Annotated in this window: 26 protein-coding genes; 15 read left to right on the top strand and 11 right to left on the bottom strand. The window is 71.7% G+C overall.

The genetic code is table 11. The features are described 5' to 3' along the window. Positions 1 to 9: 9 nt before the first annotated feature. Positions 10 to 1,152, bottom strand: a complete 1,143-nt coding sequence (locus tag AB0E85_RS00555; RefSeq protein WP_361920985.1) for a glutathione-independent formaldehyde dehydrogenase — start codon at positions 1,150 to 1,152, stop codon at positions 10 to 12. Between the two features lie 90 nt (positions 1,153 to 1,242). Between AB0E85_RS00555 and AB0E85_RS00550 the strand changes: the two genes are divergently transcribed. The 4 genes from AB0E85_RS00550 (at position 1,243) to AB0E85_RS00535 (ending at position 3,178) form a co-directional block, all read left to right on the top strand. Further along, the gene (locus AB0E85_RS00550) at positions 1,243 to 1,428 is read left to right on the top strand and encodes a hypothetical protein (RefSeq protein WP_102910814.1); all 186 of its coding nucleotides are present in this window, start codon (positions 1,243 to 1,245) and stop codon (positions 1,426 to 1,428) included. Positions 1,429 to 1,472: 44 nt separating this feature from the next. After that, on the top strand, positions 1,473 to 1,988 hold the full coding sequence (locus tag AB0E85_RS00545; RefSeq protein WP_361920983.1) for a YbaK/EbsC family protein: 516 nt from the start codon (positions 1,473 to 1,475) through the stop codon (positions 1,986 to 1,988). Next, on the top strand, positions 1,985 to 2,830 hold the full coding sequence (locus AB0E85_RS00540) for a DMT family transporter (RefSeq protein ID WP_361920981.1): 846 nt from the start codon (positions 1,985 to 1,987) through the stop codon (positions 2,828 to 2,830). Before AB0E85_RS00545 ends, AB0E85_RS00540 begins: the two co-directional genes overlap by 4 nt. Before the next feature lie 72 nt (positions 2,831 to 2,902). After that, a complete protein-coding gene (locus AB0E85_RS00535) occupies positions 2,903 to 3,178 on the top strand; it encodes a DUF1876 domain-containing protein (RefSeq protein WP_361920979.1) in 276 nt (91 codons plus the stop codon). A 93-nt stretch (positions 3,179 to 3,271) separates the two neighbouring features. On the opposite strand, the gene AB0E85_RS00530 is transcribed toward AB0E85_RS00535, so the two are convergent. Next, positions 3,272 to 3,760: a MarR family transcriptional regulator gene (locus AB0E85_RS00530; protein WP_361920977.1), complete on the bottom strand. Its 489-nt coding sequence runs from the start codon at positions 3,758 to 3,760 to the stop codon at positions 3,272 to 3,274. Positions 3,761 to 3,867: 107 nt separating this feature from the next. On the opposite strand from AB0E85_RS00530, the gene AB0E85_RS00525 reads away from it, so the two are divergent. Further along, positions 3,868 to 4,509, top strand: a complete 642-nt coding sequence (locus tag AB0E85_RS00525) for an NAD(P)H-dependent oxidoreductase (protein ID WP_361920975.1) — start codon at positions 3,868 to 3,870, stop codon at positions 4,507 to 4,509. 41 nt (positions 4,510 to 4,550) lie between these two features. Here the strand turns inward: AB0E85_RS00525 and AB0E85_RS00520 are convergent, their stop codons facing one another. The 6 genes from AB0E85_RS00520 to AB0E85_RS00495 form a co-directional block, all read right to left on the bottom strand. Beyond that, positions 4,551 to 5,714, bottom strand: a complete 1,164-nt coding sequence (locus AB0E85_RS00520) for a serine hydrolase domain-containing protein (RefSeq protein ID WP_361920974.1) — start codon at positions 5,712 to 5,714, stop codon at positions 4,551 to 4,553. Positions 5,715 to 5,747: 33 nt separating this feature from the next. Then, the gene (locus tag AB0E85_RS00515; protein WP_361920972.1) at positions 5,748 to 6,194 is read right to left on the bottom strand and encodes an organic hydroperoxide resistance protein; all 447 of its coding nucleotides are present in this window, start codon (positions 6,192 to 6,194) and stop codon (positions 5,748 to 5,750) included. A 102-nt stretch (positions 6,195 to 6,296) separates the two neighbouring features. Then, positions 6,297 to 6,758, bottom strand: coding sequence for a MarR family transcriptional regulator (locus tag AB0E85_RS00510; protein ID WP_361920970.1), 462 nt, complete (start codon positions 6,756 to 6,758; stop codon positions 6,297 to 6,299). A 10-nt stretch (positions 6,759 to 6,768) separates the two neighbouring features. Beyond that, a complete protein-coding gene (locus AB0E85_RS00505; protein WP_361920968.1) occupies positions 6,769 to 7,536 on the bottom strand; it encodes an ABC transporter ATP-binding protein in 768 nt (255 codons plus the stop codon). Next, positions 7,524 to 8,285, bottom strand: a complete 762-nt coding sequence (gene cbiQ, locus AB0E85_RS00500; protein WP_361920967.1) for a cobalt ECF transporter T component CbiQ — start codon at positions 8,283 to 8,285, stop codon at positions 7,524 to 7,526. Before cbiQ ends, AB0E85_RS00505 begins: the two co-directional genes overlap by 13 nt. Position 8,286: 1 nt before the next feature. Continuing rightward, a complete protein-coding gene (locus AB0E85_RS00495) occupies positions 8,287 to 9,381 on the bottom strand; it encodes an energy-coupling factor ABC transporter permease (RefSeq protein ID WP_361920965.1) in 1,095 nt (364 codons plus the stop codon). A 168-nt stretch (positions 9,382 to 9,549) separates the two neighbouring features. Between AB0E85_RS00495 and AB0E85_RS00490 the strand changes: the two genes are divergently transcribed. Next, positions 9,550 to 9,915, top strand: coding sequence for an SsgA family sporulation/cell division regulator (locus tag AB0E85_RS00490; protein ID WP_033312101.1), 366 nt, complete (start codon positions 9,550 to 9,552; stop codon positions 9,913 to 9,915). Positions 9,916 to 9,934: 19 nt separating this feature from the next. On the opposite strand, the gene AB0E85_RS00485 is transcribed toward AB0E85_RS00490, so the two are convergent. The 3 genes from AB0E85_RS00485 to AB0E85_RS00475 form a co-directional block, all read right to left on the bottom strand. Continuing rightward, positions 9,935 to 11,602, bottom strand: a complete 1,668-nt coding sequence (locus AB0E85_RS00485; RefSeq protein ID WP_361920963.1) for a penicillin-binding transpeptidase domain-containing protein — start codon at positions 11,600 to 11,602, stop codon at positions 9,935 to 9,937. A gap of 103 nt (positions 11,603 to 11,705) precedes the next feature. Continuing rightward, positions 11,706 to 13,340: a penicillin-binding transpeptidase domain-containing protein gene (locus AB0E85_RS00480; RefSeq protein WP_361920961.1), complete on the bottom strand. Its 1,635-nt coding sequence runs from the start codon at positions 13,338 to 13,340 to the stop codon at positions 11,706 to 11,708. Between the two features lie 128 nt (positions 13,341 to 13,468). Continuing rightward, the gene (locus tag AB0E85_RS00475) at positions 13,469 to 15,217 is read right to left on the bottom strand and encodes a phospholipid carrier-dependent glycosyltransferase (RefSeq protein WP_361920959.1); all 1,749 of its coding nucleotides are present in this window, start codon (positions 15,215 to 15,217) and stop codon (positions 13,469 to 13,471) included. Between the two features lie 111 nt (positions 15,218 to 15,328). Here AB0E85_RS00475 and rsmI point away from each other — a divergent pair, with 111 nt between their 5' ends. The 9 genes from rsmI (at position 15,329) to AB0E85_RS00430 (ending at position 26,453) form a co-directional block, all read left to right on the top strand. Next, on the top strand, positions 15,329 to 16,177 hold the full coding sequence (gene rsmI / locus AB0E85_RS00470) for a 16S rRNA (cytidine(1402)-2'-O)-methyltransferase (protein ID WP_361920957.1): 849 nt from the start codon (positions 15,329 to 15,331) through the stop codon (positions 16,175 to 16,177). Positions 16,178 to 16,461: 284 nt separating this feature from the next. Continuing rightward, the gene (locus tag AB0E85_RS00465) at positions 16,462 to 16,878 is read left to right on the top strand and encodes a hypothetical protein (RefSeq protein ID WP_361920955.1); all 417 of its coding nucleotides are present in this window, start codon (positions 16,462 to 16,464) and stop codon (positions 16,876 to 16,878) included. Between the two features lie 79 nt (positions 16,879 to 16,957). After that, a complete protein-coding gene (locus tag AB0E85_RS00460) occupies positions 16,958 to 17,848 on the top strand; it encodes a TatD family hydrolase (protein WP_361920953.1) in 891 nt (296 codons plus the stop codon). Between the two features lie 119 nt (positions 17,849 to 17,967). After that, positions 17,968 to 19,467, top strand: coding sequence for a ubiquitin-like domain-containing protein (locus tag AB0E85_RS00455; RefSeq protein ID WP_361920951.1), 1,500 nt, complete (start codon positions 17,968 to 17,970; stop codon positions 19,465 to 19,467). A gap of 55 nt (positions 19,468 to 19,522) precedes the next feature. Continuing rightward, positions 19,523 to 20,413: a 16S rRNA (adenine(1518)-N(6)/adenine(1519)-N(6))-dimethyltransferase RsmA gene (gene rsmA, locus AB0E85_RS00450; protein ID WP_361920949.1), complete on the top strand. Its 891-nt coding sequence runs from the start codon at positions 19,523 to 19,525 to the stop codon at positions 20,411 to 20,413. Next, positions 20,410 to 21,312: a 4-(cytidine 5'-diphospho)-2-C-methyl-D-erythritol kinase gene (locus AB0E85_RS00445; RefSeq protein WP_361920947.1), complete on the top strand. Its 903-nt coding sequence runs from the start codon at positions 20,410 to 20,412 to the stop codon at positions 21,310 to 21,312. The genes rsmA and AB0E85_RS00445 overlap by 4 nt, the downstream gene beginning before the upstream one ends. A 65-nt stretch (positions 21,313 to 21,377) precedes the next feature. Continuing rightward, positions 21,378 to 22,619, top strand: coding sequence for a HEAT repeat domain-containing protein (locus AB0E85_RS00440; protein ID WP_361920945.1), 1,242 nt, complete (start codon positions 21,378 to 21,380; stop codon positions 22,617 to 22,619). A 70-nt stretch (positions 22,620 to 22,689) separates the two neighbouring features. Further along, positions 22,690 to 24,501: an ABC-F family ATP-binding cassette domain-containing protein gene (locus AB0E85_RS00435; RefSeq protein ID WP_361920943.1), complete on the top strand. Its 1,812-nt coding sequence runs from the start codon at positions 22,690 to 22,692 to the stop codon at positions 24,499 to 24,501. A gap of 191 nt (positions 24,502 to 24,692) precedes the next feature. Further along, complete coding sequence (locus AB0E85_RS00430) at positions 24,693 to 26,453, top strand: PQQ-binding-like beta-propeller repeat protein (RefSeq protein ID WP_361920941.1); 1,761 nt, start codon at positions 24,693 to 24,695, stop codon at positions 26,451 to 26,453. The last annotated feature ends 17 nt before the right edge of the window (positions 26,454 to 26,470 follow it).

The raw sequence follows: 26,470 nt of genomic DNA, 5'->3' as shown, positions 1-26,470 counted from the left end.
CCGGGCCTCCTACGCCGCCTGTGGGTGGAGGACCACCTTCGTGTAGCCCTCGACGCGCTTGTCGAACTTCTCGTACGCCGACGATGCCTGGTCGAGCGGCAGCTCGTGCGAGACGACGAAGCTGGGCTTCGCACGGTCCTCGATGATCATGTCCCGCAGGTGGCGGTTGTACCGCTTGACGTTGCACTGCCCGGTGCCCATGCGGAGCCCCTTCTCGAAGAGGCGTCCGACGGAGACCATGAGCATGCCCTTCTTGGACTGCTCGTCCGGACCGCCCGGATCGCTCGGGACGTACAGGCCGGGGATGCCGAGCGCGCCCGTCGGACGGACCGTTTCGACCAGGGAGTTCAGAACGATCGCCGGTTCCTCGCGGTCCTCGCCCTGCGCCTGGGCCTGGTAGCCCACCGCGTCGATGCCCTTGTCGGTCCCCTGGCCTTCGGTCTGCTCCTTGATCTGCTCCGCCGGGTTGCCCTGGGTGAAGTCGATCGGGACCGCGCCGATCTCCTCGGCCTTCTGGAGACGTTCCGCCACCCGGTCGACCACGAACACCTTGCTCGCACCGCGCAGCATCGCGGAGTAGGCCGCCATCAGCCCGACCGGACCGGCGCCGTACACGGCGACCGTGTCACCGGGGCGCACGTCGGCCAGTTCGTTGCCGTGGTAGCCCGTCGGGAAGATGTCCGCGAGCAGGACGAAGTCGGTCTCCTTCTCGGTGCCCTCCGGGAGCTTCAGGCAGTTGAAGTCGGCATACGGGACCCGTACGTACTCCGCCTGGCCGCCCGTATAGGGGCCCATGGCGACATAGCCGTAGGCGCCGCCCGCGAAGCCCGGGTTCACCGTCAGGCAGAACCCCGTGAAGCCCGCCGAACAGTTCTTGCAGAACCCGCAGGCCACATTGAACGGCATGACCACCCGGTCACCCTTGCTGAGGGTCGTGACCCCCTCTCCTGTCTCCTCGACGACGCCGAGGTTCTCGTGGCCGAACACGATGCCCGGCTCCGCGGCCGTGCGGCCCTCGTACATGTGCAGGTCGGAGCCGCAGATCGCCGTTGACGTGACCCGGACGAGCACGTCGTTCGGGTGCTGAATGCGTGGATCCTCCACTTGCTCTATCGCTACCTCGAAGGGCCCCTTGTATACGACAGCCCTCATCGTCAAGCACCTCCGTCTGTGCCGTGGCTCATATACCAGGCTGGTGCATGATGAGACGATTTGCACCCAGTGGAGAAAGGAAGTAGGGCTTTGTCTCGTCGTATCGGCACCCTTCTCGTGGCGGTCTCCGGACTGTCCGGCACCACCTACCCGGTCGGGACCCGCGTGGCCATCCAGGGCACCGGCGGATCCGTCGACGGTTTCGTCGACGGCGACTGGCTGCCGCTCGCCTGGTGGGAGTTCGCGGACGTCCGGCCGGAGGACGCCACCGGCTGAAACGGTCTCGCTTGTCCTCTACACCTACCGCTAGCGTGCAGGGCATGACGACGACAGCCGCCACTGACGCCGAGGGCTCCGGAGCCCACCCCCGATTCGCCGAGGCCCTGCGGGAGCTGGGGCTCGGGGATGTCGTGGGCAAGGTCCGACGGTTTCACGATGCCACCCGTACCGCCTCCGAGGCCGCCGCCGCGATCGGGTGCGAGCTGAGCCAGATCTGCAAGTCGCTGATCTTCGCAGCCGATGGGGTGCCGGTGCTGGTGCTCATGGATGGGTCCTCCCTGGTCGACCTCGAACTGGTCCGCAAGGAACTCGGCGCCGACAAGGTCACCCGGGCCAAGGTCGACGTCGTACGGGAGACCACCGGGTACGCCATCGGCGGTGTGCCGCCCTTCGGGCACCGGACCAGGACCCGCGTGCTCGCCGACCGGTCCCTGCTGGAGCACGACGTCGTCTGGGCCGCGGCTGGGACGCCCTACGCCGTGTTCCCTATGGCCCCCGAAGACCTCGTCGCCCACGCCGACGGCACCCTGGTGGACGTGCGCGAGCGCACCGCGTGACTCCTCTGGTCACGGCCGCCGTCCTGCTCGCCGCCGTCACCCACGCCAGCTGGAACGCCATCGCCCACAAGATCACCGACAAGCTGGCCGGCTTCGCGCTGATCTCGGGCGGCGGGGTCCTCATCGGACTGGCCCTGGCACCCTTCGTGGCGTTCCCGGCGGCCGGAGCGTGGCCGTACCTGCTCGCCTCCGCCGCCGTCCACATCGCCTACTACGCCCTGCTGATGAAGTCCTTCCGGCTGGGCGACTTCGGGCAGGCCTACCCCATCGCCCGGGGCACCGCGCCGCTGGTCGTGACCCTGCTCGCCGCCCTCTTCGCGCACGAGGTGCCCGACGGGTGGGCCGCCGCCGGGATCGCCCTGTCCTGCGCGGGGCTGACCGGCGTCGCCCTGTGGGGGCTGCGCGGGCGGCGGCCCGACTGGGCGGCGATCGGCGCGGCCCTGGCGACCGGGCTGACCATAGCGGTGTACACCGTCGTCGACGGCCTCGGCGTACGGGCCTCCGGCTCCTCCCTCGGCTACATCGCCTGGCTGATGGCGGTGCAGGGGGTCGTCATCCCCGCCTACGCGGCACGGCACTGGCGCGGCGACACGGTCGTGCGGCTCCGGCCCTTCGCCGGGCTCGGGCTGCTCGGGGCCGCGCTGTCCGTCGCCGCCTACGCCCTCGTCCTGTGGGCCCAGACCCGGGCCGAACTCGCCCCCATCGCGGCCCTGCGCGAGTCGTCGATCATCGTGGGCGCGGCGATCGGGGCGGTGTTCTTCAAGGAGAGATTCGGCGCGCCGAGGATCGCGGCGGCCGGGCTGCTCGTCGTCGGCATCGGGCTGATGCTGCACGGCGGATAGGGGCCCGTCGGACGGGTGCGCCCGGCCCGCGCGAGGAGCACCCTGGAACTAAGCGTTCCGGAGGTGATCGTCATGATGCACACCACCGTGGGGTGGCACGTCGAGATGGAGTTCACGGAGGACGACCAGCACACGCGAGCGGCTGCGATGGTCCGCCTGCCCGACGGCTCCGAGGTACGGGCGCACGGTCACGCGAGCTGGCACCGGACCGACGCCAATCAGCCGAGGGTCGGGGAGGAGATCGCCGGGGCGAGGGCGCTCAACGAACTCGCCATGCGGTTGCTGACCAAAGCCCACGAGGAGATCGACCAGGCCTCCGGGCGGACCTCGCACCCGATCCACGTCTGAGGGAGGCGTTCGGACGCTCTCGCGTCGGGCCGATACCAAGGTGTGCCCGGGCGGGCTCGTGGCTGCGGGGCGCGGTCCGGCAGGAGCAGCCCTTCACTCTGTCAGAGCGCCCCGCTGAGCGGTGAGCGCGACCCGGGCCAGGAGGTCTCGGAACTGGACCCGGTCCTCTTCGCTCAACTCCGCGAGCAGCTGTGATTCGGTGGCCGTGACATCGGTTCGCACGCGCTGCAACTGCGCTCGGCCTTCGTCCGTCAGGATCACGTGGCGAGCCCGCCGGTCCCGCGGATTCGGGCGTCGCGACAGCAGACCCAGCCCTTCCAGGTCGTCGAGAAGGTAGGTCATCACCGTTCGGTCGAGGCCGACGCGGCCGGCCAGTTCGAGCTGCGTGGGGGGCTTTCCTTCGGTCGCGGCCAACGCCATGAGCACCAAGTAGGCGCGTGATCCTCCGGGCAGGGACTCCGCGGCCTCGGCCGCAGCGCGCCGAAGCGCTCCCGAAATGATGCGAATGGCCCACACCAGGTCGTTGTCCAGGTCTGGACACTCAGCGCTGCTGCTCGCTCGGCCGCGGGGTTCAGAGGACATCCCATCACCGTAGCAGCATTCGGCATGTCGACAGACGGTCTTGCCAGAAGATGTTCTGCTGGACATACTATCTGCGTTACAGCAGAACTCTGTGGAGGTACCGCACCGTGAACCTGTTCCGTCTCGACGCGAGCATCCGTACCGAAGGATCGGCGAGCCGCGCCCTCGCCGACACCGCCGAGCAGGCGTGGCTCGCCCAGCACCCGGGCGGGGTCGTGACCCGGCGCGACCTCGGCGTCCAGCCCCTGCCCGGGGACGCGTGGACCGCGCTCGCCCATGAAGTCGTCAACCCGGCCGCACCGGCCCCGGCCGAGGCGCACGAGCTCCTCGACCGTCTCGGCGCGGAACTCCTCGACGCCGACGCGTTCCTGTTCGCGGTTCCGATGTACAACTGGAACGTCCCGGAACAGGTCAAGACCTGGATCGACCTGATCCTCAAGCACCCCGTGGTGGGGGTGCACGGTGACTGGCCGCTCAAGGGCAAGCCGGCGATCCTGACGTTGAGCCGGGGCGGCGGCTACGGGCCCGGCAGCCCGAAGGAAGGCTGGGACCACGCCACGCCCTATCTGCGCAGGATCCTGGCCGACGTCTTCGGCCTCGACCTGCACATAGCCGAGGCGGAGCTGACCCACGCGTTCTGGGATCCGAAGATGGAGTCGCTGCGAGGGCTGGCCGAGGAGTCGATGAAGACGGGGCACGAGCAGGCCGCCGAGCACGGCCAGCGGGTCGCCCGGCTGATCGCGGCCTGACGCCCCGGGGGCTGTCCCGGACCGAGCCGGGCGCAGGGGGACTAGGCCCCAAGCGCGCCCCGTACCGCCCGCACCAGCCCCTGCGCCCGCGGGTCCGCCGTCACGGTCTTGCGGAAGCCGTTGGTGACGTAGCCGAAGGCGATTCCCGTCTCCGGGTCGGCGAAGCCGAGGGCGCCGCCGCGGCCCGGGTGGCCGAAGGAACCCGGGGTGAGGAACGGCGACGCGCTGCCGTGCAGCATGTAGCCGAGGCCGAAGCGGGTGCCCACCATCAGGACCCGGTCGGGGCCCGCCGACTCCTCGGCCCGGGCCAGGTCCACCGTCTCCGGTGTGAACAGGCGCGTGGCGCCGGCCGTGTCGCCGATCAGGGTCGCGTAGAAGCGGGCCAGTCCGTCCGCCGACGCCACGGCGTTCGTCGCGGGGAGGGCGGCCGCGCGGTAGGCGGGATCGTTCTGGTCCGGGAACGGGGAGATCGCGGCGAACGCCCGGCGCGTGAGGGAGGCCGGGTCCTCGTAGGCCTCGGTGACCGAACGCTTCGGGCGGGCTCGCAGACCTCCGGTGGGCTCGGCTCCCTCCACGCGGCCCACCCGCCCGGCCCGGCCGGCCTCCGACTCCGGCAGGCCCAGCCAGAGGTCCAGCCCCAGCGGGCCGGTGACCTGGGAGGCGAGCCACTGTCCGGTGCCCTGCCCGGTGATGCGCCGCACGAGTTCGTCGAGCAGCCAGCCGTAGGTGAGCGCGTGGTAACCGTGGTCGGTGCCGGGCTCCCAGGCGGGGGTCTGCGCGGCGACGGCCTCCGGGCCCTTCAGCGGGTCGAGCGCCTCCTGAGGGGTGAGCGGCCGGTCGAGGACCGGCAGCCCGGCGCGGTGGTTCAGCACGTGCCGGACCAGCACCCGCTCCTTGCCCCGTGCCTTGAACTCGGGCCAGTAGTGCCCCACCGGCGCGTCCAGGTCCAGCTGTCCGCGCTGATGCAGCAGCAGGAGTACGGCGGCGGCGACCCCCTTCGTCGCCGAGCGCACGACCTGCGCGGTGCCGCGCTCCCAGGGGGCCGTGCCGTCGACGTCCTTGGTGCCGCCCCACAGATCGACGACCTTGTGCCCGTCCCGGTAGACGGCGACCGCCGCGCCCCGGTCCCCGAGCGTCGCGAAGTTCCGCACGAACGCGTCCCTCACCGGCTCGAAGCCCTCGGCGACTGTGCCGTTCACGTCCACGTCGGTACCTCTCGTCTTGCGGGCCGTTCCCCTCTAGCCAAGCAGGATGGTCACGTCGATGTTCCCGCGGGTCGCGTTCGAGTACGGGCAGACCTCGTGGGCAGCGTCCACCAGCCTGGTCGCGAGGTCGGCGTCGACGACCGGCAGGGAGACGCTGAGGGCGACCGCCAGGCCGTAGCCGCGCTGCCGGTTGGGGCCGATGCCGACCTTCGCGGAGACCGTGGAGCCGGTCAGGTCGTAGCCCTCACGGTTGCCGACGAGGATCAGGGCGTTGTGGAAGCAGGAGCTGTAGCCGGCCGCGAAGAGCTGTTCGGGGTTGGTGCCGTTGCCGTCGCCGCCGAGCTGCGGGGGCATGGCGACCTTGAGGTCGAGCTGTCCGTCCTGGCTGGTGACGTAGCCTTCGCGACCACCGTGGGCGGTGGCCTCCGCCACGAACATGATCTTCGTCGGGCGGGTGTCGACGGCGGGGCCGTCAGTCATGCTGTCCTCCACCGGAACCAAGTGTGCACAAACACATCGTGCACAAGGTACTGGCCGGTAACTCCCCTGTCATGCCGAGGGGGTGGCAACCGCGGGTAACCGTCAGCGGGCCCGGCCCGCCGCCGACTCCGCCCGCTCGGCCAGCCGCCACAGCTCCGCACGCAGCCGCCCGGCCTCCGTGCCGTCGAGCCCCGTCGCCGCGACCAGCGCGCCGGGCACCCGCCCCGCCCGCTCCCGGAGTTCCTCCCCGCGCCCCGTCACGGCCACGAGCACCGACCGCTCGTCCCGCGCCGACCGCTCACGCCGGACCAGACCGGCCGCCTCCAGCCGCTTCAGCAGCGGCGAGACCGTGCCGTAGTCGAGGCGCAGGGCCGCGGCCAGCTCCTTCACCGTCGTCTCACCGCGCTCCCAGAGGACCAGCAGCACCAAGTACTGGGGGTAGGTCAGGCCCAGCTCGTCGAGGAGCGGGCGGTACGCCGCCGTCACCGCGCGCTGGGCGGCGTACAGCGCGAAGCACAGCTGGTCGTCCAGCAGCGGTGGTCCGGCGCTCTCCTCGTTCGTCACGCGGCCATTGTCACGGACGGGCCTGAACCGCCGGGACGGAACGCGGATCGAAACCGAACGGCAGCTCCAGCCGGTGGGCCCGCATCAGCTCCTTGTCGGAGAGCACCTCGCCGGTCGGCCCGTCGGCCGCGATCACCCCGTCGCTGAGGATCAGGGAGCGCGGGCACAGCTCCAGGGCGTAGGGCAGGTCGTGCGTGACCATCAGCACGGTCACGTCCAGGGAGCGCAGGATGTCCGCCAGTTCGCGGCGCGAGGCCGGGTCGAGGTTGGAGGACGGCTCGTCCAGCACGAGGATCTCCGGCTCCATCGCCAGCACGGTCGCCACGGCCACCCGGCGGCGCTGACCGAAGGAGAGGTGGTGCGGCGGCCGGTCCTTGAACTCCGCCATGCCGACCCGCTCCAGCGCCCGCTGCACGCGCTCCTCCAGCTCCGGCCCCTTCAGCCCGGCCGCCGCGGGCCCGAACGCCACGTCCTCCCGGACCGTGGGCATGAACAGCTGGTCGTCCGGGTCCTGGAAGACGATGCCGACCCGGCGCCGGACCTCGGCCATGTTCCGCTTGTCCACGGGCAGCCCGGCGACCTTCACCGTGCCGGCGCCGCCGGTCAGGATGCCGTTGAGGTGCAGGACGAGGGTCGTCTTGCCGGCGCCGTTCGGCCCGAGCAGTGCGACCCGCTCACCGCGCGCGACCGAGAAGTCGACGCCGAAGAGGGCCTGGTGCCCGTCGGGGTAGGCGAAAGCGAGGCCCGAGACCTCCAGAGAAGCAGTCACAGGGTCCATCCCAGCAGACAGACGAGCAGCGCGGCGCAGGGGAGGGTGAAGGCGTACGACCACTGCGCCCGGGACGCGGTCACCTCGTCGATGACGGGCATGGAGCCGGCGTAGCCACGGCTGACCATGGCCAGGTGCACGCGCTCGCCGCGCTCGTAGGAGCGGATGAACAGCGCGCCGGCCGACTTGGCGAGGACGCCCCAGTGCTTGACGCCCTTGGCCTCGAAGCCGCGGGACTCCCGGGCGATCCGCATGCGCCGCATCTCATCGGTGATGACGTCGCCGTAGCGGATCATGAAGGAGGCGATCTGCACGAGCAGCGGCGGGAGCTTGAGGCGCTGGAGGCCCAGCAGCAGTTCGCGCAGCTCGGTCGTGGCGGCCAGCAGCACCGACGCCGCGACGCCGAGCGTGCCCTTGGCGAGCACGTTCCAGGCGCCCCACAGGCCGTTCACGCTCAGGGACAGGCCGAGGACGTCGACCCGCTCGCCCTCCGCCACGAACGGCATGAGCACCGCGAACGCGACGAACGGCACCTCGATCAGCAGCCGCCTGAGCAGGAAGCCGGCGGGCACGCGCGCGACGCACGCGACGGCCCCGAGCAGCACGGCGTACAGCCCGAACGCCCACATCGCCTCGCGCGGCGTGGACACCACGACGACCACGAAGGCGAAGACGGCCGCGAGCTTGGTGTGCGGCGGCAGGCCGTGCACGGGAGAGTGCCCGTGCCGGTACAGCTTGTGCGCGTGCCCGGCTCCCATGTCAGACGCTCGTGCTCGCCGTGTCCGTCGTGTCCGTCGCGTCCGTCGCGCTCGACGTCTCCGACGGGGAGGTGTCGTCCGTGCGGCGGCGGCGCACCGCCCAGAACACACCGGTGCCCGCGACGACCGTGACGCCCACGCCGATGACACCCGCCAGCCCGCCGGACAGGCGGGTGTCGTCGACGTCCTTGACGCCGTAGTCGGCGAGCGGGGAGTCGGCCACCGCGTGGTCCTCGGCCTTCTCGTCGATGCCGTGGTCGGCGGCGACCTTCTCCAGGCCGTCGGGGTTCGCCGAGGCGTAGAAGCTGACGAACCCGGCCAGCACGAGGGAGGCGACCAGACCGGCCGCCCACACCTTGCGGTGCGAGGTCCGGGCGGCGGGCACGGGCTCGGGTTCGGCGGCGGGGGCGTCGACCAGTTCGCCGTTCACCCGCAGCTTGAGCTTCTGCGTCAGCCCGCGCGCCCCGTACACCAGGTCCGGGCGGACGGCGATGACCGCGCCCACGGTCAGCGCGGTGATCACGGCCTCGCCGATGCCGATCAGGACGTGCACGCCGACCATGGCGGTGGCGACCTTGCCGATCGAGACGTCGGTGGTGCCGCCGATCGCGTACATCAGCGTGAAGGCCAGCGCGGCGGCCGGGACGGAGACCAGAGCCGCGACGAAGGCGGCCGCGGTGACCGACCGGCGGGTGCGGGGCAGCACCTTCACCAGGCCGCGGAACAGGGCGTAGGCCACGACCGTCGTGACGATCGCCATGTTGGTGATGTTCACGCCCAGCGCGGTCAGACCGCCGTCCGCGAACAGGATGCCCTGCATCAGCAGGACGACGGAGACGCACAGGACCCCGGTGTAGGGGCCGACGAGTATCGCCGCCAGCGCACCGCCGAGGAGATGGCCGCTGGTCCCCGCGGCTACGGGGAAGTTCAGCATCTGCACGGCGAAGATGAACGCCGCCACGAGCCCGGCCAGCGGCGCCGTGCGCTCGTCGAGCTCGCGGCGGGCGCCGCGCAGGCTCACGGCGATGGCTCCCGCGGCGATCACACCGGTGGCGGCGGAGGTGGGCGCGTTGATGAATCCGTCAGGTACATGCACCGTTCGATGATGTGGCTTGATGCGAACGGTTTGCAAGAGCGTGATGCTCGTTTTATCTCACCCGTGATATATCCGGCTCCAGAAGCGCAATCCGGAAAATATGCGACATTGGAGAGGGAGTGGACGCACGGTTTCCACTCGGATTGCGCACGGTGAAGGGGCCGTCCGATGTCCGTAGTCGAGCAGTACGCGCGAGCCCACATCGTCTCGGACGCGGCCGTGCCGCTCGTCGACGAGCTGGAGGCGGTTCCGGTCACCCTGCGGTACGACCCCGACCACGACCCCCGGAAGGTGCGCATGGCGCTGCCGGGCGCCGCAGGACGCGAGTGGGTGTTCAGCCGCGAGCTGCTGGAGGAGGGACTGCGGGCCCCCGCCGGGAGCGGCGAGGTGCGGGTGTGGCCGTGCGGCCGGGTGCAGGTCGTGGTGGAGTTCCACTCCGCGCAAGGGGTGTCGGTGGTGCAGTTCGAGCGGCAGGCGCTGCTGCGGTTCCTGCGGCGGACGTACATGGCCGCCGCGGAACCCGTGACCCACTGACCTCGTGCCCCGGGGGGGTTCAGCCGCCCGCCTTCAGCAGGGCCGCCACGATCGGACCGGCCGTCGAACCGCCGTGCCCGCCCTGCTGGACCACGCCCGCGGCGGCCAGGTCGCCCCGGTAGGCCGTGAACCAGCCGTTCGGCTTCTTCTGCCCGTCGACCTCGGCGGACCCGGTCTTCGCACCGACGTCGCCGCCGACCCCGGCCATCGCCTCCGCGGCCGTGCCGTACGCGGCGGTGTACGCCATCAGCTCACGCAGCTGGGACAGGGTGCTCGCCGGCATCGTCCGCGCGGCCTTCGCCAGCGTGCGCCCGTCCACGTCCGGGGAGACCAGGTACGGCTGGTGGAAGGTGCCGGCCTTGACCGTCGCCGACACCGACGCCATGTTCAGCGGGTTCATGCGGACACCGCCCTGCCCGATGAGCGAGGCACCCATCTGCGCGGCCGACTGCACGGGCACCGAGCCGTCGAAGGACGGCACACCGATCGCCCAGTTGTTCAGCCCCAGGCCGTAGACCTGCTGGGCCTCCTTGGTCAGGTCGTCGTTCTTCAGCTTCGGGGCCTGGCTGATGAAGGCCGTGTTGCAGGAGCGGGCGAAGCTCGCCTTGAACGTGCCGTTCTTGATCTGGAACTTGTCGTCGTTCTGGAACTTCCAGTGGCCGTACGTGAAGTACTTCGGGCACGGGTGCTTCTTGTCCGCCGAGGCCAGGCCCTTCTCGATCAGCAGCGACGAGGTGATGACCTTCATCGTGGAGCCCGGGGCCAGGGAACCCAGGAAGGCGGTGTTGAAACCGGGGGAGGCGTTGGCGGCGGCCAGGATCTCACCGGTCGACACCCGCACCACCGCCACCGACGACCGGGCCTTCTTCCCGACCTGCTGCTCGGCCGCCGCCTGGAGCTTCGGGTCCAGCGTGGTCTTCACCGTCCCGGGCGTGCCCTCGCTCAGCTCCAGCAGGGTCTTGTCGGAGAGATCCTTCGCCTCGGCGGCCTTCCCGCGCACCACCCGCAACTCGATGCCGGCCTTGCCGCCGGCCTCCTTGCCGTACTTCTCGCGCAGACCGTCCAGGATCGGGCCGATCGAGGCGTACTTCTTCTTGGTCAGTTCGCCGCCGTCCCGGTCGAGCGCCTTGACCGGGGGCGTGCCCGCCGCGCCGGTGACCAGGGTGTCGCCGTCCCGCAGATCCGGGTGGACGACCGCCGCGTGCCAGTCGACCAGCGGCTTTCCGTCGGCGGCGCGGCGCACGACGGTCAGGGCGCTCTCGTACGCCAGCGGCTTGTCGGTGCCCTTGTAGGACACCGTGCCCTTGACGGAGAAGGGCACCTTGTCGCCGGTGGGCCTGCCCGGGGTGAGGGTGACGTCCTTGATGTGGGCGTCCTTGGTGTAGCCGGTGAGGAGCGCCCGGGCCGCGGCCGCGTCGTCGGTGGCCGCGGCGGCCCGGTCGGCCTTCTGGGACTGCCAGGCGGTGAGGAAGGCACGGGCGGCGGTGGTGACCTCGGCGGGGGACAGCGGGCCCGTCTTCACCTCGGGCTTCCGGTCCGCGGACCGCGTCCCGTCGTCGGCGACGGCGCCACCGCCGTACAGCGCGTAGGCACCGGCCCCGGCGCCCACGACGACCACGGCGATCATCCCGCCGATCACGGCGGGTCTGGTCTTCCGTCGCTCGGCGACGCGCCTTCTGTTGCCCACTGCTGTCCGTTCCTCCGAGATTCCCCAGGGTCCCCGTCGCCCTCAGCTGTCCCATGTTGCAACGACGGCCACCACCCTAGAGTCCCGTGCGGCGGAGGTGAGATCAGCCACCTGTTCGTAGCACGGCTGCGACAATCGGCCCGGCCGCGTCGCCGCCGTGACCGCCTTCCTCGGTCATGGCCGCCGCCGCGATGTCGTCCCGGAATCCGGTGAACCAGCTGTTGGACTTGGCGTTGCCGTCGACCTCGGCGGAACCGGTCTTGGCGCCGATGTCACCGCCGAGACCGGCCATGGCCTGCGCGGCGGTGCCCTGCGTGGCCGTGAGCCGCATCATCTGCTTGAGCTGCGCGGCGGTGCTCGCCCGCAGGCCCTGGGCCCGGGCCAGTTCCCGGCCGTCCAGCTCCGGCGAGACCAGGTAGGGCTGGCGGAAGGCGCCGGTGATGGCGGTCGCGGTGACCGACGCCATGTTCAGCGGGCTCATCTGCACCTGGCCCTGCCCGATGGCGCCCGCCGCCCGGTCCGGCCCGTCGACGGCGGGGACGCTGCCGTCGAAGGAGGCGATGCCGGTCTTCCAGTTGTCCTGCCCCAGCCCGAAGCGCTCCTCGGCCTCCTGGGTCAGCGAGGCGTCCGTGAGCGGCTTCTCGTCGATGAGCTTGATGAAGGCGGTGTTGCAGGACCGCATGAAGCTGTTGGCGAGCGTCGCGCTCTCGTCGGGCTTCATGCCGGTCAGGTTCTTGAACGTCTGGCTCTGCCACACGGCGGTGTCCGGGCAGGGGGCCGGACCGTTCATGGAGGTCACGCCGTTGTCGATGAGCATCGCGGCGGTGATGATCTTCATGGTGGAGCCGGGTGCCGCCTCGCCCTGGAAGGCGGCGTTGAAGCCGTCCGTGCGGTTGTTGGCCACGGCCAGCACCTCGCCGGTGCTGGGTTTGACGGCCACCACCGACGACTGGGCGAACCGCTTGACCGCCTTCTCGGCCGCCGCCTGCGCGCCCGGGCTGATCGTGGTGGTGAGCTTGCCCGGCTTGCCCTTGGCGAGGGTGAGCAGCGGAGTGTCGGGAGCACCGTCGCCGGGGTGCCGGATGACCAGCTCGACGCCGGGAGTGCCGCCGGCCTGCTCGCCGTACTTGTCGCGCAGGGCGTCCAGGATCGGGCCGAGGGAGGGGTACTTCTCCTTCGTCAGCTCGGAGCCGTCGCGGCCCACGGCCTCGATGGGCGGCGTGGCCGACTGCTCGGTGACGAGGGTGTCCTCCTTCTTCAGCTCGGGGTGCACGACGGACGGCTGCCAGTCGACCAGTGCCCGCCCGGTGGTCAGCCCGCGCACGACCGTCAGCCGGCTCTTGTAGCTGAGCGGCTTGGACTTCCCGTCGTAGGCGACCTTCGCCTTCACCGTGTACGGCACGGTGGTGCCCCGGGCCGCGCCCGGCGTGATCTTCACGTCGGTGATGTGCGCGTCGTCGCCGAAGGCGGTGAGCAGCTGCTCGGCGGCGCCGTCGTTGTTCGTGTACGAGGCCGCCGTGGCGGCGGCGCCCTTCTCCCAGGCCGAGAAGAACTTGGCCGTGGTCTCCTCGACCTCGTCCTTGTCGGGCGGTCCCGACTTCTTCTCCGCGGCCACCCCGCCCGTGCCGCCCCCGTCACCGTTCAGCGCGCTCACGATGTTGTAGGCGCCGTATCCGGCCCCGCCCACCATCACCGCGAACACCCCGCCTATGACGGCGGCTTTGACCCCCTTGCCCATGGGCGGATCCCTCCCCGTTGAGCCCCACGCGCTCCTTTGAACGCGTTCAGAAGCTCGTTGCCGGGGGGCACTCTATGCGTAAGCGGTTGCTACCGGGACGGGAGTTTCGATTTTTGACCGAACACAGATCAAACCCATGTATCCAGCCACATCCGTGACCGCCAGTCGTCGATCGGGATGGCCTGGCCGGTGTAGAGCGGCCAGAAGTAGATGAAGTTCCAGGTGATCAGCAGGACCAGGACGCCCGCGGCGGTGGCGCCCGCGACGCGGCGGGTGTCGCTGGAGCGGGGTGGACCGATGATCGCGCCGAGGAGCATCGCCACCGCCAGGCACAGGAACGGCAGGAAGACGACGGCGTAGAAGAAGAAGATCGTGCGCTCCTGGTACATGAACCAGGGCAGGTAGCCGGCCGCGATGCCGCAGGCGATGGCACCCGCGCGCCAGTCACGGCGGAAGAACCAGCGCCACAGCACGTAGAGGACGGCGAAGCAGGCGACCCACCACAGCAGCGGCGTGCCGAGGGCGAGGACCTCGCGGGCGCACTTCTCACCGGCGTCGGCGGGGCAGCCGTCCTTGCCGGGGGCCGGGGACTCGTAGAAGTACGACACCGGGCGGCCGAGGACGAGCCAGCTCCACGGGTTGGACTGGTACGTGTGCGGCGAGGACAGGCCGACGTGGAACTCGTACACCTGGTGCTCGTAGTGCCACAGGCTGCGCAGCCAGTCGGGCAGGAACGTCCAGCTGCCGCCCTTGCCGCTGGTCGCCGCCCAGTTGCGGTAGTAGCCGCCGGAGCCGTTCGTGGCGGAGAGGATCCAGCCCGTCCAGGACAGCAGGTAGGTGACCAGCGCGACCGGGACCGTGGCGAGGAACGCGAGGCCGGTGTCGCGCTTGAGGACCGCCGCGTACGGGTGCCGGGCACCGGCGACCCGCCGTGAACCGACGTCCCACAACACCGCCATCAGGCAGAACGCCGCCAGGATGTAGAGGCCGTTCCACTTCGTGCCGATGGCCAGGCCCAGCATCAGGCCCGCCGCCCAGCGCCAGGGGCGCCATCCCAGGCGGGCCGTCTCGGCCGTGTGCCGGTCGGGCCGGGCCCGGCCGTCCTCGTCGAGCGGCAGCGCCGCGGCGAGTTTCGCGCGGGCCCGGTCACGGTCGACGAGCAGACAGCCGAACGCGGCCAGCACGAAGAACATCAGCACACCGTCGAGCAGCGCCGTGCGGCTCATCACGAAGTGCAGACCGTCCACCGCCATCAGCGCGCCCGCCAGACACCCCAGGAAGGTGGAGCGGAACAGACGGCGGCCGATCCGGCACAGCAGCAGCACGGACAGCGTGCCGAGCACGGCCGTCATGAAGCGCCAGCCGAAGGGGTCGAACCCGAACATCAGCTCGCCGAGTCCGATGACGTACTTGCCGACCGGCGGGTGCACGACGTACGCGGCGTCCGTCGGGAGCGTGACGTGCCCGCCCGACGACAGGACCAGGTCGTTGGCCTTCTTGTCCCAGTTGAGCTCGAACCCGCGGTGGATCAGCGCCCACGCGTCCTTGGCGTAGTACGTCTCATCGAATATCACCGCCCTGGGGCTGCCCAGGTTCCAGAACCGCAGCACTCCGGCCAGCAGCGTGACGAGCAGCGGGCCGATCCAGCCCGACCAGCGCACGAGCCGGCCCGCGAGCTTGTGCGGGACGCCGAGCGCCGCCCACAGGCGCGGGGAGGGCTCGGTGTACGGCGGCACCAGGCGGTCACGGACGTCGCGGGCGTCGCTTCTGGGCTGCCCCTGGTAGCCGAAGCGGCGCAGCCGCTGCTGCCAGGACGGCCGCTGGTCGAGCGGCGCCTGGCCCTGCCGGGTGTCCGTGGAGGACGCGGTACTGGTCACCGCGCCATCGTAGGGAACCGTTCTGTGTGAGTCCCGTGCATGGCCGGTATGCGTCCGCATCCTCCGCCCCTGGGAGGAGTCCGCCCCCGCCGCCCCTGGGAGGATGGGAGCGTGATCGGAACCCTCGTACTCGCAGGCACCCCCATCGGCGACATCGCGGACGCCCCGCCCCGGCTCGCCGAGGAACTGGCCGGAGCCGACGTGATCGCCGCCGAGGACACGCGGCGGCTGCGCCGGCTGACCCAGGCACTCGGCGTCACGCCCCGGGGGCGGGTCGTGTCGTACTTCGAGGGCAACGAGTCCGCCCGGACGCCGGAGCTGGTCGAGGAGCTGGTGGGCGGGGCGCGGGTGCTGCTCGTCACGGACGCGGGGATGCCGTCCGTGTCCGACCCGGGGTACCGGCTGGTCGCCGCCGCGGTCGAGCGGGACGTGCGGGTCACCGCCGTGCCCGGGCCGTCCGCGGTGCTCACCGCGCTCGCGCTGTCCGGACTGCCGGTGGACCGGTTCTGCTTCGAGGGGTTCCTGCCGCGCAAGGCGGGGGAGCGGCTGGGGCGGCTGCGGGAGGTCGCCGGGGAGCGGCGGACGCTCGTCTACTTCGAGGCTCCCCACCGGCTCGACGACACGCTGGCGGCGATGGCCGAGGTGTTCGGGGCGGAGCGGCGGGCCGCGGTGTGCCGGGAGCTGACCAAGACGTACGAGGAGGTGCGGCGGGGCGGGCTCGCGGACCTGGCCGCGTGGGCCGCGGAGGGGGTGCGCGGGGAGATCACCGTCGTGGTGGAGGGCGCGCCGGAGAAGGGGCCCGAGGAGGTCGGTCCCCAGGAGCTGGTGCGGCGGGTCCGGGTGCGGGAGGAAGCGGGGGAGCGGCGCAAGGAGGCGATCGCGGCGGTGGCGGTGGAGGCCGGGGTGCCGAAGCGGGTGGTCTTCGATGCGGTGGTCGCCGCGAAGAACGCGGCTCCCTAGCCGGGTTCGGGGTGGGGCCTTGGGGTGCTGTGCGGGGTGCCGGTTGTGTGGGGTTGATCGCGCAGTTCCCCGCGCCCCTTACGGGGCGCTCAAACCCCTCTGAGCAGGGCGCATGTCGAATGAGCGTGCGCCCCATGGGTGGGCAAAGCGCAAGGGGTGCAACGGCAAGGGACGCCCAAATCGGGGCCAACAGTCGACAGGTCTGCTGCCATCGGTCCGGCCGGGGAGTCCACTGGGTTGCGGGGACGGAATCGTCCTCACGGCACAGCGGAACAGGAGCTGGCATGAGTGAGATCGCAGGGCAGACCGGGCTCCGCGCCGGTGCGAGCGCAGTCGTCAACGAGTCCTACTCGTTCGCCTGTATGCGGTGCGGGCACGGCTGGGAGCAGTCGTACGAGATAGAGCACCATACGGACGCCGCGGGGCACGAGTTCGTCCTCTACGTCGCGGACGGCAAGGTGGTGCCCTCTCCGCTGAGCAGGCCCGAGTGCCACCACTGCGACAGCCACGTCGTGCGGATCATGCGGCCCGGGCGGGTCGCGTCGGCGCGCGACGCGGCGCACCGGCCCTCCCGCGTGCCGCCGCCCGCCGGGCCGGTGGAAGTGCCCGCGGCGCCGGCCGGGGCCGCGGGTGAGGAGCGCGAGCACCACCACTGGCACCTGTCCGACCTGCTGCACCCCTTCCAGCGCAAGGCGAGCTGACCCGTCCGGCCGCCTTGTCCGACGCCCTCCCCGATCCTCCCCCATCGGGGAGGGCGTACCCCTTTCGTAGGATCGGGGCATGCCTTCGAACGACTCCGGCCGCCAGGACAAGAACGCGGCCCCGCCCCTTCCGGAGCCCCTGCGGGTGCCGGTCGCCGACTCCCACACCCACCTGGACATGCAGTCCGGCACGGTCGAGGAGGCACTGGCGAAGGCGGCGTCGGTCGGAGTGACGACGGTCGTGCAGGTCGGCTGCGACCTCAAGGGCTCCCGGTGGGCGGCCGACACGGCGGCGGCCCACGACGCCGTCCACGCCACGGTCGCCCTGCACCCGAACGAGGCACCCCGGATCGTGCACGGCGACCCTGACGGCTGGTCGCGGCAGGGCGCCCGCGAAGCCGGCGGCCGGGCGGCGCTGGACGAAGCCCTCGCCGAGATCGACCGGCTCGCCGCGTTGCCCCAGGTCAAGGGCGTCGGCGAGACCGGCCTCGACTACTTCCGCACCGGGCCCGAGGGCAAGGACGCGCAGGAGCTGTCCTTCCGCGCCCACATCGAGATCGCCAAGCGGCACGGCAAGGCCCTGGTCATCCACGACCGCGAGGCCCACGCCGACGTCCTGCGCGTGCTGAAGGAGGAGGGCGCCCCCGAGCGGACCGTCTTCCACTGCTACTCCGGCGACGCCGAGATGGCGGAGATCTGCGCGGGCGCGGGCTACTTCATGTCCTTCGCCGGCAACGTCACCTTCAAGAACGCCCAGAACCTGCGGGACGCGGTGGCGGTGGCCCCGCTGGAGCTCCTCCTCGTCGAGACGGACGCGCCCTTCCTCACCCCGGCGCCCTACCGCGGGCGGCCCAACGCCCCGTACCTCGTGCCGGTCACCGTGCGGGCCATGGCCGAGGTGCGCGGCATCGACGAGGACACCCTCGCCACGGCGCTCGGCGCCAACACCGCACGGGCCTTCGGGTACTGACACCGGCCGCACTACTGTGCGTAGCCGCGTCGCTTTGGAGAGTGACGAACGCTCCGCTAGGTTCTGGGGGCCCGATCCGGACCCCTCTGGACCCCCTCCGGCCCCTGGAGCGTGTCGGCGTGAGCAACTCCCGATACGAGACGTACGAGACGTACGAGACGTACGAGACTTACGAGACGTACGAGACGTATGGCCCGGCCTACGCCGACCCCGTGTACGGCGGTTTCGACGCGCCACCGGCCGATCTGCACAGCGCCGAGACGCTCGGCGTAGGAACGCCCGGGGCGCCCGCCGCCTACGCGGACACCTACCGGCCCGCCTACGCGGACACCTACCGGCCCGCCTACGCGGCGCCGACCCTGCCCGGGCTGCCCCGGCAGGGGGCTCCGGACCACGGGCCGGCGCCCGGGCCGGTCGAACAGCCGGGCCAGGACCCGGGTGGACACGCCGGATCGCGTGCCGCGGCGCGCACCGGCGCGCACCGAAGATCCGCACGCCGGCGCAAGGCGCGCTACGCCGAGCGCCCGGACAGCCCCATGCGGCGGCTCCTCCCGCAGGCCCTGGTCGTCGCCTTCCTGGCCGGCGGCACCACCGCGTTCGTCGCCAAGGACAAGGCGATCGAGCTGAACGTCGACGGCAGGGCACGCACCCTGCACACCTTCGCCGACGACGTCACCGAGCTGCTCGCGGAGGAGGGCGTCGTAGTGGGCGCCCACGACGTGGTCGCGCCCGGACCCGGCACGGAGATCAGCAGCGGCGACGAGGTCGCCGTCCACTTCGCCCGTCCCGTACGGCTCACCCTCGACGGGCACCGGCGCGAGGTCTGGACGACCGCCCACACGGTGGAGGGAGCGCTGCGGCAGCTGGGCGTGCGACAGGAGGGCGCGTACGTGTCCGCGTCGCGCTCCCGGCGCATCGGACGCGAAGGGCTCGCCCTGGACGTGCGGACCGAACGCACCGTCACGATCATGGCGGACGGCCGCGCCCGCACGGTGCGCACCAACGCCGCGACCGTACGGGAAGCCGTCGAGGAGGCCGGGATCACCCTGCACGGCCAGGACACCACGTCGGTCCCGCAGGGCAGCTTCCCGCGCGACGGGCAGACCGTGACCGTGCTGCGGATCACCGGCGGCAGGGAAGTCCGCGAGGAGGCGATCCCGTTCCAGGTGCGGCGCACGGAGGACCCGGACCTGTTCCGGGGCACGGAGGTCGTGGAGCACGCGGGCGAGCCGGGCCTGCGCCGGGTCACCTTCTCCCTGCGCACGGTCAACGGCGTCAAGCAGAAGCCGCGCCGGATCAGGTCCGAGGTGGTGCGCGAGCCGCGCCCGCAGGTGGTCAAGGTCGGCACCAAGCCGCGCCCCGCCTCGGTGCAGGGGGCCGATCACCTCGACTGGCAGGGCCTCGCGGCCTGCGAGTCCGGCGGCCGGCCCGACGCGGTCGACTCCTCGGGCACCTACGGCGGCCTCTACCAGTTCGACACCCGCACCTGGCAGGCCCTCGGCGGCAGCGGCCGCCCCCAGGACGCCCCGGCGGCGGAGCAGACGTACCGGGCGAAGAAGCTGTACGTGCGGCGGGGGGCCAGCCCCTGGCCGCACTGCGGGGCACGGCTGGGCGGATGAGCGGGCGGACGATCGGGCGGACAAGGGGGGAACCGAACCCCCGTACCCTTGTCCCGTGACCAGCAGCCCCACCCCCGACGCCCTTCTGGGCCCCGCCGACGTCCGCGAGCTCGCGGCGGCCCTCGGCGTGCGCCCGACCAAGCAACGCGGACAGAACTTCGTGATCGACGCGAACACCGTCCGCCGGATCGTCCGCACCGCGCAGGTCCGCCCCGACGACGTGGTCGTCGAGGTCGGCCCCGGGCTCGGGTCGCTCACCCTCGCGCTGCTGGAGGCCGCCGACCGGGTCACGGCCGTGGAGATCGACGACGTGCTCGCCGGTGCGCTGCCCGCGACCGTCACGGCCCGCATGCCCGAGCGCGCCGACCGGTTCGCCCTGGTCCACTCGGACGCCATGCACGTCACCGACCTGCCCGGCCCGGCCCCGACCGCACTGGTCGCCAACCTCCCCTACAACGTGGCCGTCCCGGTCCTGCTGCACATGCTCGACACCTTCCCGACCATCGAGCGCACCCTCGTCATGGTCCAGGCGGAGGTCGCCGACCGGCTCGCCGCGCCGCCCGGCTCGAAGGTCTACGGCGTCCCCTCGGTCAAGGCCAACTGGTACGCCGAGGTCAAGCGCGCGGGTGCCATCGGGCGGAACGTGTTCTGGCCGGCGCCCAACGTCGACAGCGGCCTGGTCTCGCTGGTCCGCCGGAGCGAGCCGCTGAGGACGACGGCTTCCAAGCGCGAGGTGTTCGCCGTCGTCGACGCGGCGTTCGCCCAGCGCCGCAAGACGCTGCGGGCCGCGCTCTCCGGCTGGGCCGGGTCCGCCGCCGCGGCCGAGGAGGCCCTGGTCGCCGCCGGAGTCTCGCCGCAGGCCCGGGGCGAGTCGCTGACCGTGGAGGAGTTCGCGCGGATCGCCGAGCACGCGGCGAACCGGCACCAGGAGAAGGAGACCGCGTGAGCGTCACGGTCCGCGTCCCGGCCAAGGTCAACGTCCAGCTGGCGGTCGGCGCCGCCCGCCCCGACGGCTTCCACGACCTCGCCAACGTCTTCCTCGCGGTCGGCCTCTACGACGAGATCACCGTCACCCCGGCCGACGAGCTCCGCGTCACCTGCGACGGCCCGGACGCCGACCAGGTCCCCCTGGACCGTACGAACCTGGCGGCGCGCGCGGCGATCGCGCTGGCCGAGCGGTACGGCCGCAGCCCCGACGTCCACCTCCACATCGCCAAGGACATCCCCGTCGCCGGCGGCATGGCGGGCGGCAGCGCGGACGGCGCCGGCGCCCTGGTGGCCTGCGACGCCCTGTGGGAGACCGGCGCTTCCCGCGAAGAACTCCTGGCGATCTGCGCCGAGCTGGGCAGCGACGTGCCGTTCAGCCTGGTCGGCGGGGCGGCCCTCGGCATCGGACGGGGCGAGCGGCTGACACCCCTGGAGACCGGCGGCACCTTCCACTGGGTGTTCGCGATGGCCGGGCGGGGCCTGTCCACCCCGGCGGTCTTCCGTGAGTTCGACCGGCTCGGCGAGGGCACGGACATCCCCGAGCCCGTCGCCTCCGGCGAACTCCTCGCCGCGCTCGCCAAGGGCGACCCGGACGCGCTCGCCGCGGCCGTCTCCAACGATCTCCAGCCCGCGGCCCTGTCCCTCTTCCCCGAACTCGCCGGCACCCTGGCCGCGGGCCGGGCCGCCGGCGCCCTCACCGCGCTCGTCTCGGGTTCCGGCCCGACCACGGCCTTCCTGGTCCGCGGCCCGGAGTCGGCTGCCGAGGTGGCGCAGGCGCTGGTGTCGTCCGGGACCTGCCGGACCGTGCGCACGGCAGCGGGCCCGGCGCCCGGCGCGACGGTGGCGGCCGCCGGTTGATCACGTGCCCCGGCAGCCGCCGGGTGTCTAGGCTCCTCCGGGTCGTCGACGAGGGGAGCACGAACGTGGAGCGACTGGTCGAGGCCGTGCGGCGCGGAGACCCGGACGAGGTGCGGGCCCTGCTGGACGACGGGGCCGACCCCGACACCCTCGCGGCCGGTCTGCCGGTCCTCTGCCTGTCCGTGGCGGCGTACGACACGGACGTCGCCGACGCGCTGCTGCAAGCCGGCGCCGACCCCCTGCACCCGCTGCCCGACGGAAGCACGCCGCTGACACGGGCCGTGGACGGCGGGGCGCACCTCCTGGTCCACGCGCTCGCCACCGGTCGGATCCCGCTCCCGGTACGGGCCCGCGCCGAGATGCTGTCCCGGGCCCGCCGCTGGGCCGAGGCGGGTGCCGAGGCCGAGCTGCGCCGCATCACCGGCCTCACCGGGCCCGTCGAGCGGATCCGGGTCGTGGACGACGAGATCGGCTGGTGGTGCGAGCAGCTCACGCTCGGCCCCGTGACCGTGCGCGACGAGCACCGGGCCATCCTCACGTCCATGGAGGTCCTTTACGGCGTCCGCACCCCCTTCGACGAACTGGTCGCGCGCGCCCTCGCCCACCCCGACCGGGACCACGTCGTCTGGTCGGACGTGGTGTTCACCCTCGGCCGCCGCCTGGACGAGGAGACCTGGCAGTGGACCAAGGGCCTCCTCAACCACCCCGACCGGCTGCACCGCCTGCTCGCCGCGGAGATCCTGATGTTCTTGGTCCTCGGCGATGCCGCGCAGGACAGCCACCCGTTCTGGGAGCGGGGCAGGGAGCTGGTGCCCTGGGCCGGACAGGAGGAGGACCCGGAGGTACTGGCCGCCCTCCTGAACGCGATGACGCACGACACCGCCCCCGAGATCGAGGCCGTGGGACTGTCGCACCTCACCCACCCGGACCCGAGGGTGCGCGCCCTGGTGCCGGACACCCTGGAGCGCTCCGAGGACGGCCGCTCGCAGGTCCGCCCCGAGAGCCTCGCCGTGGTGCTCACGCTCGCCGGTGACGAGGACCCCGGCGTGCGCGAGGCCGCCTGCCGTTGGCTCGGGCACTACCGGGGGAGTGAGCCCGAGGTGGGGGACGCACTGGACGCCCTGACCCATGACGAGCGTCAGGAGATCCGCATCGACGCCGTGTCCGGTCTGGCCTACCGCGACGATCCGCGTTGCGTGGAGGCCGAGCACCGGATCGGGCCCGTCGACCCGGAGCTGCCGTACGACGAGCGGCTGATGGACGTGTGGCGCTACCAGCGCCGCCGGGAGCAGGCGGACGGCGGCTGACCGCCCGGCCGGAGCACCCCCGCGCGCGACTACCCTGGAGGGTCGATCCATCCCCCTTGGCAGGAGAGTAATGGCCGTCAACCTGGTCAATGTCGAGAACGTCAGCAAGGTGTACGGCACCCGCGCCCTGCTCGACGGCGTCTCCCTCGGCGTCTCCGAAGGGGAGCGCATCGGTGTCGTGGGCCGCAACGGCGACGGCAAGACCACGCTCATCCGCATGCTCGCCAAGCAGGAGGACGCCGACACCGGGCGCGTCACGCACTCGGGCGGGCTGCGCCTCGGCGTACTCACCCAGCACGACTCCCTCGACCCCGGGGCCACCGTCCGCCACGAGGTCATCGGCGACATGGCCGACCACGAGTGGGCCGGCGACGCCAAGGTCAGGGACGTGCTGACCGGCCTGTTCGGCGGGCTCGACCTGCCGGGCTTCCCCAAGGGCCTGGACACCGTCATCGGCCCGCTCTCCGGCGGTGAGCGCCGCCGGATCGCACTGGCCAAGCTCCTCATCGAGGAGCAGGACCTGCTCGTCCTGGACGAGCCCACCAACCACCTCGACGTCGAGGGCATCGCCTGGCTCGCCCGGCATCTGCAGAACCGCAGGTCGGCGCTGGTGTGCGTCACCCACGACCGGTGGTTCCTGGACCAGGTGTGCACGCGCATGTGGGACGTCCAGCGCGGAGACGTCTACGAGTACGAGGGCGGCTACTCCGACTACGTCTTCGCCCGGGCCGAGCGCGAGCGCATCGCCGCCACCGAGGAGGCCAAGCGGCAGAACCTCGTCCGCAAGGAGCTGGCCTGGCTACGCCGCGGGGCGCCCGCCCGGACGTCCAAGCCGCGCTTTCGCGTCGAGGCGGCCAACGAGCTCATCGCGGACGTGCCGCCGCCCCGGGACAGCAGCGAGCTGATGAAGTTCGCCTCCACCCGGCTCGGCAAGACCGTGTTCGACCTGGAGGACATCACCGTCCAGGCGGGCCCCAAGGTCCTCCTCAAGCACGTCACCTGGCAGCTCGGACCCGGCGACCGGATCGGCCTCGTCGGGGTCAACGGCGCCGGGAAGACGTCCCTGCTGCGGGCCATGGCCGAGGCCGCCCGGTCCGACGGCGAGACCCAGCCCGTCGGCGGGCGCGTCCGCGTCGGCAAGACGGTGAAGCTGGCCTACCTCTCCCAGGAGGTCGCCGAACTCGACCCGGCCACGCGCGTGCTCGAAGCCGTGCAGCAGGTGCGCGAGCGCGTCGACCTCGGCAAGGGACGCGAGATGACCGCCGGGCAGCTGTGCGAGACGTTCGGCTTCGGCAAGGAGAAGCAGTGGACCCCCGTCGGCGACCTGTCCGGCGGTGAGCGCCGCCGGCTCCAGCTGCTGCGCCTGCTCATGGACGAGCCCAACGTCCTCTTCCTCGACGAGCCCACCAACGACCTCGACATCGAGACGCTGACGCAGCTGGAGGACGTCCTCGACGGCTGGCCCGGCTCGATGATCGTCATCTCCCACGACCGGTTCTTCATCGAGCGCACCACCGACCGCGTCTTCGCGCTGCTCGGTGACGGCGCCCTGCGGATGCTGCCGCGCGGCATCGACGAGTACCTGGAGCGCAGGCAGCGCATGGAGGAGGCCGCGGCCGCCTCGGCCCCCGCCGCCGCGCAGCAGCAGTCCGCCGCCCCGGAGAAGAGCGCGGCCGACCAGCGCGCCGCCAAGAAGGAGCTCCAGAAGATCGAGCGGCAGCTCGACAAGGTCTCCGAGAAGGAGACCAAGCTCCACTCCCAAATCGCTGAAAACGCCACGGACTTCGCGAAGGTGGCCGAACTGGACGCAGAGTTGCGGGAGTTGGCCGGTCAGCGCGAGGAGCTGGAGATGCGCTGGCTGGAACTGGCCGAGGACGCGTGAAGGGTGCGTGAAGGCGCATAACGAGGGCATCACGGGCCGGTCCTCCCTTGGGAACAGGGGGTGATCGGCCCGCTGTGCTGTCGGAACCTGGTGATAGAAAGAGGCGTCTTAGAACTTTATGAAGCGACTCTGAGCCCATCGCGTACCTCAGGGCGTGGCTAAAAATCAGTGATCGAACGGGGGAGCCGCTGATGACTCAGCCGCCCAGTCAGCCACCGCACGGTGGGTTCGGAGCACCGCAGAACCAGCCGCCGCAGGGCGGTGGTTACGGAGCGCCGCAGACCCCGCCGCCGCCCCAGGGCCCGCCCCAGACGCCGCCGCCCCCGCAGGGCCCGCCGCAGCCGGGCTACGGTTACCCGCAGCAGGCTCCGCAGCAGCCCGGTCCGTACGGCCAGCCCGGCCCGTACAACTCCGGCCCGTACGGCCAGCCGCAGCAGCCGGGCCCGTACGGCCAGCCCGGGTACGGCTACCCGCCGCAGCCGCAGTACCCCGGCGCGCCCGGCACCCCGCCCGGGGGCGGCTCGAACAACTTCTTCAAGGGCAAGCCCGCCCTGATCATCGGTGCCGCGGTCGCCGCGCTGCTCGTGGTCGGCGGCACGGTGTGGGCCGTCACCGGCGACGACGACAAGGGCAAGAAGAAGCCCGTCGCACAGAAGACCGACGACGCCAAGCCCGGCACCTCCGCCCCGGTCAACCCCGGTGACGGCAGCGGCGACGGCGGCGAGGACCCCGAGGACCTCAACGCGGGCCGCCAGGCCGGCGAGGCCAAGGTCCTCTGGTACAAGGAGGCGCCCGACGCCCCCGGTTCCGGCGCCGACGCCGACGGCATGTGGATCACCGGCAAGACCGCGGTGAAGGCCGCCTACAAGCAGCTGTCCGGCTACAACGTCGGCGACGGCAAGCCGGCCTGGGACGCGATCACCTTCCCGCAGAAGATCTGCGCGACGACTCCGCAGAAGACGTCCGACGACAAGATCGTCGTCGCGTACATGAGCGGCAGCAGCGACCGCGCCAAGTGCAACCAGCTCCAGGAGATCGACCTCGTCACCGGCGAGAAGGGCTGGAAGGAACAGGTCGCCGACGGCGCCCTGTTCGACTCCACGCTCTCCGTCGAACTGTCCATCACCGGCAAGACGCTGATGGTGGGCCGCTCCCAGTCCGGCACGGCCTACGACGTCACCAACGGCGACAAGCTCTTCGACAAGAAGAAGTACGGCAACGCCTGCTTCCCCGCCGCGTTCGCCGGTGGCCAGAAGCTGATCGCCGTCTCCTCCTGCGGCGCCGGCAGCGACAAGGAGCACGACGAGATCCAGGAGCTGGACCCGAAGACCGGCAAGGCCAGGTGGACCCAGCCGTTCGACAAGGGCTGGCGGGTCGCGCGCACCTACTCGGTGAGCCCGCTGGTCGTCTACAGCACCAACGAGGACAAGAAGGCCTGGAACATCTCCACCTTCACCTCCGGCGGCAAGTTCCGTTCGCAGGTCGGCTTCGACGAGGACTTCGCCCCCGAGTGCGGCTGGGCCATCCTCGAACGCGACCTCACGGGCTGCGAGGGCGTCGCCGTCGACGACACCACGCTGTACCTGCCGACCGAGGCCACCTCCGGCGCCAACGAGATCGTCGCGGTCAACCTGGCCAACGGCAAGGAGAAGTGGCGGGTGAAGTCGCCCTCCGACGAGTCGATGCTGCCGATCAAGACCGAGGGCGGCAAGCTCATCGCCTATGTGGAGCCGTCGTACGACGCGGGCGGGCAGATCGTGTCCATCCCGACCGGCGGCAGCAGCCACAAGCCGACCAAGCTGCTCCAGAACCCGCAGGGTGCCGCGGACATCGAGGACAGCTTCTTCTCCAAGGACATCGACTGGGCCGACGGGCGTTTCTACATCTCGACGACCCGGCTGAGCGGAAACGACGACACGAAGGAGAAGTTGATGCTCGCCTACGGCAAGTGACTCTTCCCCTTCCACAG

The organism is Streptomyces sp. NPDC029044, from assembly GCF_040637495.1.
Lineage (GTDB): Bacteria > Actinomycetota > Actinomycetes > Streptomycetales > Streptomycetaceae > Streptomyces.
This window is presented reverse-complemented; position numbering and strand designations above follow the sequence as displayed.

Excerpts from the sequence above, each read along its gene's own strand:
- AB0E85_RS00555 (WP_361920985.1), bottom strand. The coding sequence starts at position 1,152 with ATGAGGGCTGTCGTATACAAGGGGCCCTTCGAGGTAGCGATAGAGCAA.
- AB0E85_RS00545 (WP_361920983.1), top strand. The coding sequence starts at position 1,473 with ATGACGACGACAGCCGCCACTGACGCCGAGGGCTCCGGAGCCCACCCC.
- AB0E85_RS00535 (WP_361920979.1), top strand. The coding sequence starts at position 2,903 with ATGATGCACACCACCGTGGGGTGGCACGTCGAGATGGAGTTCACGGAG.
- AB0E85_RS00530 (WP_361920977.1), bottom strand. The coding sequence starts at position 3,760 with ATGTCCTCTGAACCCCGCGGCCGAGCGAGCAGCAGCGCTGAGTGTCCA.
- AB0E85_RS00515 (WP_361920972.1), bottom strand. The coding sequence starts at position 6,194 with ATGACTGACGGCCCCGCCGTCGACACCCGCCCGACGAAGATCATGTTC.
- AB0E85_RS00505 (WP_361920968.1), bottom strand. The coding sequence starts at position 7,536 with ATGGACCCTGTGACTGCTTCTCTGGAGGTCTCGGGCCTCGCTTTCGCC.
- cbiQ (WP_361920967.1), bottom strand. The coding sequence starts at position 8,285 with ATGGGAGCCGGGCACGCGCACAAGCTGTACCGGCACGGGCACTCTCCC.
- AB0E85_RS00490 (WP_033312101.1), top strand. The coding sequence starts at position 9,550 with ATGTCCGTAGTCGAGCAGTACGCGCGAGCCCACATCGTCTCGGACGCG.
- AB0E85_RS00480 (WP_361920961.1), bottom strand. The coding sequence starts at position 13,340 with ATGGGCAAGGGGGTCAAAGCCGCCGTCATAGGCGGGGTGTTCGCGGTG.
- AB0E85_RS00465 (WP_361920955.1), top strand. The coding sequence starts at position 16,462 with ATGAGTGAGATCGCAGGGCAGACCGGGCTCCGCGCCGGTGCGAGCGCA.
- AB0E85_RS00460 (WP_361920953.1), top strand. The coding sequence starts at position 16,958 with ATGCCTTCGAACGACTCCGGCCGCCAGGACAAGAACGCGGCCCCGCCC.
- AB0E85_RS00435 (WP_361920943.1), top strand. The coding sequence starts at position 22,690 with ATGGCCGTCAACCTGGTCAATGTCGAGAACGTCAGCAAGGTGTACGGC.
- AB0E85_RS00430 (WP_361920941.1), top strand. The coding sequence starts at position 24,693 with ATGACTCAGCCGCCCAGTCAGCCACCGCACGGTGGGTTCGGAGCACCG.